Source organism: Candidatus Poribacteria bacterium, from assembly GCA_021162805.1.
GTDB lineage: Bacteria > Poribacteria > WGA-4E > B28-G17 > B28-G17 > JAGGXZ01.
Window position 1 is genome coordinate 1 of the sequence record JAGGXZ010000120.1, and the last position, 4,705, is coordinate 4,705.

Consider the following 4,705-nt stretch of genomic DNA (forward strand, 5'->3'; position numbering starts at 1 on the left):
CTCCAGCACCTCTATCAACCTGTCATCCCCTCGCACATAGGTCAAAGCCAGAGTAACGCGCTTGTTCTTCTTGATAACATAAGCGGTGGCATAGCAATGAAAGCGAGTGGTTCCCGATTTGGCCTTCCCTCGGCGGATCTCATCTGGTGTGTTTCGGCCTTTGGTGCTGGGAGGGGAGATTTTACCCTTATCAAAGCGTTGAAAAGCCCTGTAATAAATCGCCCGATGTTGACTCAGAATCCCGACCGTTGTATTATAAAGCTTTGGGAAGATATCCTTGGGGAAGCGAAGATGAACGATCTCTACCGCAGAATATTGACTCTCGAGGCTCCCGGCGGTCAACCTGCTTGGGTTCAGATCGTAGCTCCCACGGTCATGTTACCTGTGCTTCCGGAGCACAGGCGTGGTCCAGCCCTGTCTGGCTGATCCTTTCCCCGTAGGAGTCTGAAAGGAGTCTGAAAGGAGGGAAGAGATGAACCGTCCCAACATACTTTACATACATTCCCATGATACGGGCCGTTATGTTCAGCCCTACGGTCATGCCATTGAGACCCCTAACATTCAGCGGCTTGCCGAGGAGGGGGTTCTGTTCCGGCAGGCCTTCTGCGCGGCGCCGACCTGCTCGCCCAGCCGTGCCGCCCTTCTGACGGGACAATCGGCGCACAGCAGCGGCATGATCGGCCTGGCACACAGGGGTTTTTCGCTCAAAGATTACAGCCAACACATAATCCATACCCTCAGGAAGGCCGGGTATCGCTCATTCCTGAGCGGTATTCAGCATATCGCCAGGGACCCCAAGGTCATAGGGTACGACCGGATCCTGACCACGCGCGGCAACGAGGCGGCATCGGTCGCTGTGAAGTTCCTAAACGACGATCCGCCACAGCCCTTCTTCCTCTCGGTGGGGTTCAACGTGACACACCGCAAATTTCCCGAGCCAGGGCCTGAGGACGATCCTCGATACTGCATGCCTCCGGCGCCCTTGCCCGACACGCCTCAAACCCGATACGATATGGCGGCCTTCAAAACCAGCGCCAGGATATTCGATCGTTATGTGGGAGAGATCATCGAGGCGCTTGAGAGAAACGGCCTTTCGGAGAACACCCTGATCATCTGCACGACCGACCACGGCATAGCCTTCCCCTACATGAAATGCAACCTTACGGATCACGGGATCGGGGTGATGCTGATCATGAGGGGGCCCGGCGGGTTTTCAGGCGGTCGGGTCATAGATGCCATGGTCTCCCACATCGACGTCTTCCCGACCATATGTGACCTCCTGGAGATCGAGCATCCGCGGTGGCTACAGGGCAAATCGATGATGCCGTTGATACGAGGCGAGGTTGAGGAGATAAATGAGGAGATATTCGCCGAGGTGACATATCACGCCGCCTACGAGCCCCAGCGGGCCGTTCGAACCAAGAGGTGGAAATATATTCGTCGCTTTGGGGATCGAACGAGGCCCGTTCTGCCGAACTGCGACGACAGCCCCAGCAAGGATATGTGGCTGAAACACGGCTGGAGGGACCGTTACGTCCCACAGGAACAGCTATACGACCTGATCTTCGATCCGAATGAGGCGTGTAACCTGGCGGGTGATCCGTCGATGTCCGATGTGCTCGATGAGATGCGAGATCGGCTGGAGCGATGGATGAGGGCCACCGACGATCCACTCCTTAAAGGCCCTGTCCCCGCGCCCTCCGGCGCTCGAGTCAACGATCCGGATGGGCTGTCGCCGACCGAGGAGACGATCGTGATACCCTGAGCTCGATGTAGAACAGGCGGCATTCCGATTTCAATTTCGATTGAGCGAGTGACGAATAGCGAATGGCGAGTGGAGGATCCATCCTTGCTCGCCATTCGCCACTCGCTATTCGCCGTTAGTCTCTTTCGGCAACTCCCGACCACAATATCGGCAAACCTTCGCCTCCGCCTTGATTATCTCCGCTTCTTCTCCTACTGCTGGCGATCATGCTCGATACGATCCCACTCGATCTCCATTTGTAGTGATTCAGGGTTATCTCCTCGTCGGAACTCCGAACTTGAGAGGTATTTTCTTATCTCCTCTTCAGCTTGAGGAGTGAGATTGGTGAATCTAACCATGTTCCTTTCACGAAGTAAATCCTCAATTCGTACCCCGTATCCTTTCGTGAGTTCCCGGATCTTTTCGATCTCTCGTCCACAGCGAGCAGGTGTTTCAGACCATCGGTGAGGTATGCCTTCTGGAAGAAGCTGTCGGGATCGCGGTATTCGTCCGGCGCCCCGCCCCGGAACACCTCCCAAAGGTCGGCGGCGAAGACATTCATGGTCAGGCGACCGGCCAGTATATCCTCATGTGGACCGCGATTGTATGAAACGCAGTCATGACCTATCCCTCCAATTCGAATTTCAACATCCTCCTTTCCGTTAGAGATTCCCCTCAGATTTGGGCAGGAGGGCTAGAAGAAGCGAGGCGGGGACAATCAAAAGGCCTTCATCACCACCCATATCTCCCCTGCTGAGGATTATGTAATCCCTGATCTGTGGGACCTTCCTGACATCCCTCTTGTTCACCTGTGCCTGGTATTTCACCTCAATCCCCCTGTATCTCCCGCCGTTCACTTTGATAACGGCGTCTATCTCCCTTCGGGACTTGTCGTAGTAGCTCCATAGGAACGTCAACCCTCTTCTGAGGTAAGGTATCTCACCATGGGTGAGAAGATGGGAGATCACGACCCCTTCCACGAGGCTTCCCAAGGCGCTTTCATCCTGCAATGTTCCCGAGATCACATCCCAGACATCCCTACCGCTTAGATAGCTCCTCACAGAGTGGAGGATGAAAGGATCGAGGAAGTAAATCTTCTTGTCGCCCTTGAACTTAGCCTCCCTCCTGCCGAAGTCATAGGCGTAGTGGATGAGGAGTATGAAAGACTCCTCCATGAGCTGGAGGTAATCTATAGTCGTCACATGAGTTCGCTCCATCCCTCTGGAGAGCTTGGAGAAGCTGTATCTTGAGCCGTATCTATCCAGGATGCCCTTCAGAAGCTCCCTCGCGACGGTTTCCTGTCTTTGGAGCTTGGAGAGATCGCCCAACACGCTCCTTATGAAGACCTCCGAGAGTGAAGGGTCGATCTTCCCGCTTTCGAGGTAGCGGTTGACCACCATAGGGATGCCACCTGTTAGGAGATAGATCCCGAAGAGGTTTTGAATCACATCATAATAAGGCGCTATCTCGAATATCACCCCTCGGATCTTTCTCAGATCCTCCTCTATCCTCAGGTGAGATTCTGGAAGGATTTCCTCCAGCCTCTCAAGTTTCCTGGAAAGCTCTCCCGTCGGCTTAGTTCTCCTGATATAGTCCATAACCTGGAGGAGGAAATCCCGAAAGGTCAGGGGTTTGAAGTGGTATTCGTTCCCCTCAAGTCCCCTTCCGGGGAGAAGCTCCCCTTTCTCCTTGAGCCTTGGGGCGCTTGAACCGGTGCAGACGGTAATGGCTCTCTCTGCTATCCCTCGATCTGCAAGGTATTTGAGCTCCAGGTTCCAATCCTCCAGAGACGTGATTTCATCCAGGAAGAGATATATCTCCTCCGCCTCCCACGTCATTTCGAGGAAGTAGTTCAACGCATTCCTCAGTTCCCTCCTTGATGTGAAGAAGTCGAGTGAGAGATAGAGTATATGTCTCGGCGGAACACTCCGTTGTATGAGCTCCTTTATCGTATCCTTGAGATACGTGGTCTTCCCAGCTTGTCTACATCCCCTGAGGATATAGATGTTCCCCTTTTTCAGATCTATCGCCTTCCTTTTAAAGAAGATGGGGGTGGCCTTTTTGAAGCTGGGATCGTAATGGATGAACTCCTCTCCGTGGACCCACCACGGGTTTTGCCCTGCTATTTCAGATATCTTCACCATTTCCCAACCTGGATGCTATAATATCCAAATTTCCCCTCATCTGGATATTATACTATCCAAATTTCGCTCCTTCAAGGTCATAGGGGAACTTTCATCGTTGCTATACAGATAGGAGTCGACGGTGTCTTAAGTCAGTTAAGGTTATTCCTCCGCCTTTTTGCTCTTCAAAAACGTGGAAGGGCAAACCTGGGGACGATTCATATCGTTCCATCAGTGACAAATCGTACGTCAGCCTGTGAAGAGGCGAGTGGCGAATAGCGAATGGCGAATAGGGGCTATAACGGCCTTGGTGCTTCCCAATAGCCTATGAGGATAGAAAGAAGGGAAGATCTCGCGTTAGAGTGAGTGGAGAAATTCCCTTACGATCTCAAAGGCAGGGGCATCCCAGGGGAAATATCCGGCTTGAGCAGCTTCACCTAGATTATCTGATCTCCAGATCCACCTCGATGGCTGCCGATAAGGCTTTCTGATCGTAGCTTTTAACCTTTATGGCTTCTTTTACCCACTCCAGGCGGTGTAATCGAAAGTTATACTCACCGTTTTCCGAGAAGGCTTCATGGGCGACTCCAATGCACTCCAAACTATGGGTGGTGGCGAAGAATTGAAAGAAGAAATTGCGTAATCGCTCATTTAAATGAGCATACTCATTCTCCAAATGAGCATTCGCTCATTTCTGAAGGACATAAAGAGCTATAGTTCCGCAGATTTTGGTTGCCAGATGAAAGGGGGAGAAGGTATCATCTCTAAAAAGGAACTGTAAAAGGAGAAAACAAATGGAGATCTTCTTCCCCATAGTGATGATATCCTATCTTATGGA

The 4,705-nt window shown here is 52.3% G+C and carries 4 protein-coding genes; 2 read left to right on the forward strand and 2 right to left on the reverse strand.

Annotation, left to right across the window (positions count from 1 at the left end; genetic code table 11):
• The coding region (locus J7M22_09365) for a hypothetical protein (protein MCD6506818.1) at positions 1-426 on the forward strand (426 nt) is incomplete at its 5' end.
• A gap of 46 nt (positions 427-472) precedes the next feature.
• Complete coding sequence (locus J7M22_09370) at positions 473-1,765, forward strand: sulfatase (protein MCD6506819.1); 1,293 nt, start codon at positions 473-475, stop codon at positions 1,763-1,765.
• A 292-nt stretch (positions 1,766-2,057) separates the two neighbouring features.
• Here the strand turns inward: J7M22_09370 and J7M22_09375 are convergent, their stop codons facing one another.
• Together J7M22_09375 and J7M22_09380 are read right to left on the reverse strand one after the other, a co-directional pair.
• Positions 2,058-2,306, reverse strand: a complete 249-nt coding sequence (locus J7M22_09375; protein ID MCD6506820.1) for a hypothetical protein — start codon at positions 2,304-2,306, stop codon at positions 2,058-2,060.
• Positions 2,307-2,406: 100 nt separating this feature from the next.
• Complete coding sequence (locus tag J7M22_09380; protein ID MCD6506821.1) at positions 2,407-3,888, reverse strand: ATP-binding protein; 1,482 nt, start codon at positions 3,886-3,888, stop codon at positions 2,407-2,409.
• Between the last annotated feature and the right edge of the window lie 817 nt (positions 3,889-4,705).

Bases quoted from the DNA above. Each gene is read 5' to 3' on its own strand.
- J7M22_09375 (MCD6506820.1), bottom strand. From the start codon at position 2,306: ATGAATGTCTTCGCCGCCGACCTTTGGGAGGTGTTCCGGGGCGGGGCG.
- J7M22_09380 (MCD6506821.1), bottom strand. From the start codon at position 3,888: ATGGTGAAGATATCTGAAATAGCAGGGCAAAACCCGTGGTGGGTCCAC.
- J7M22_09370 (MCD6506819.1), top strand. From the start codon at position 473: ATGAACCGTCCCAACATACTTTACATACATTCCCATGATACGGGCCGT.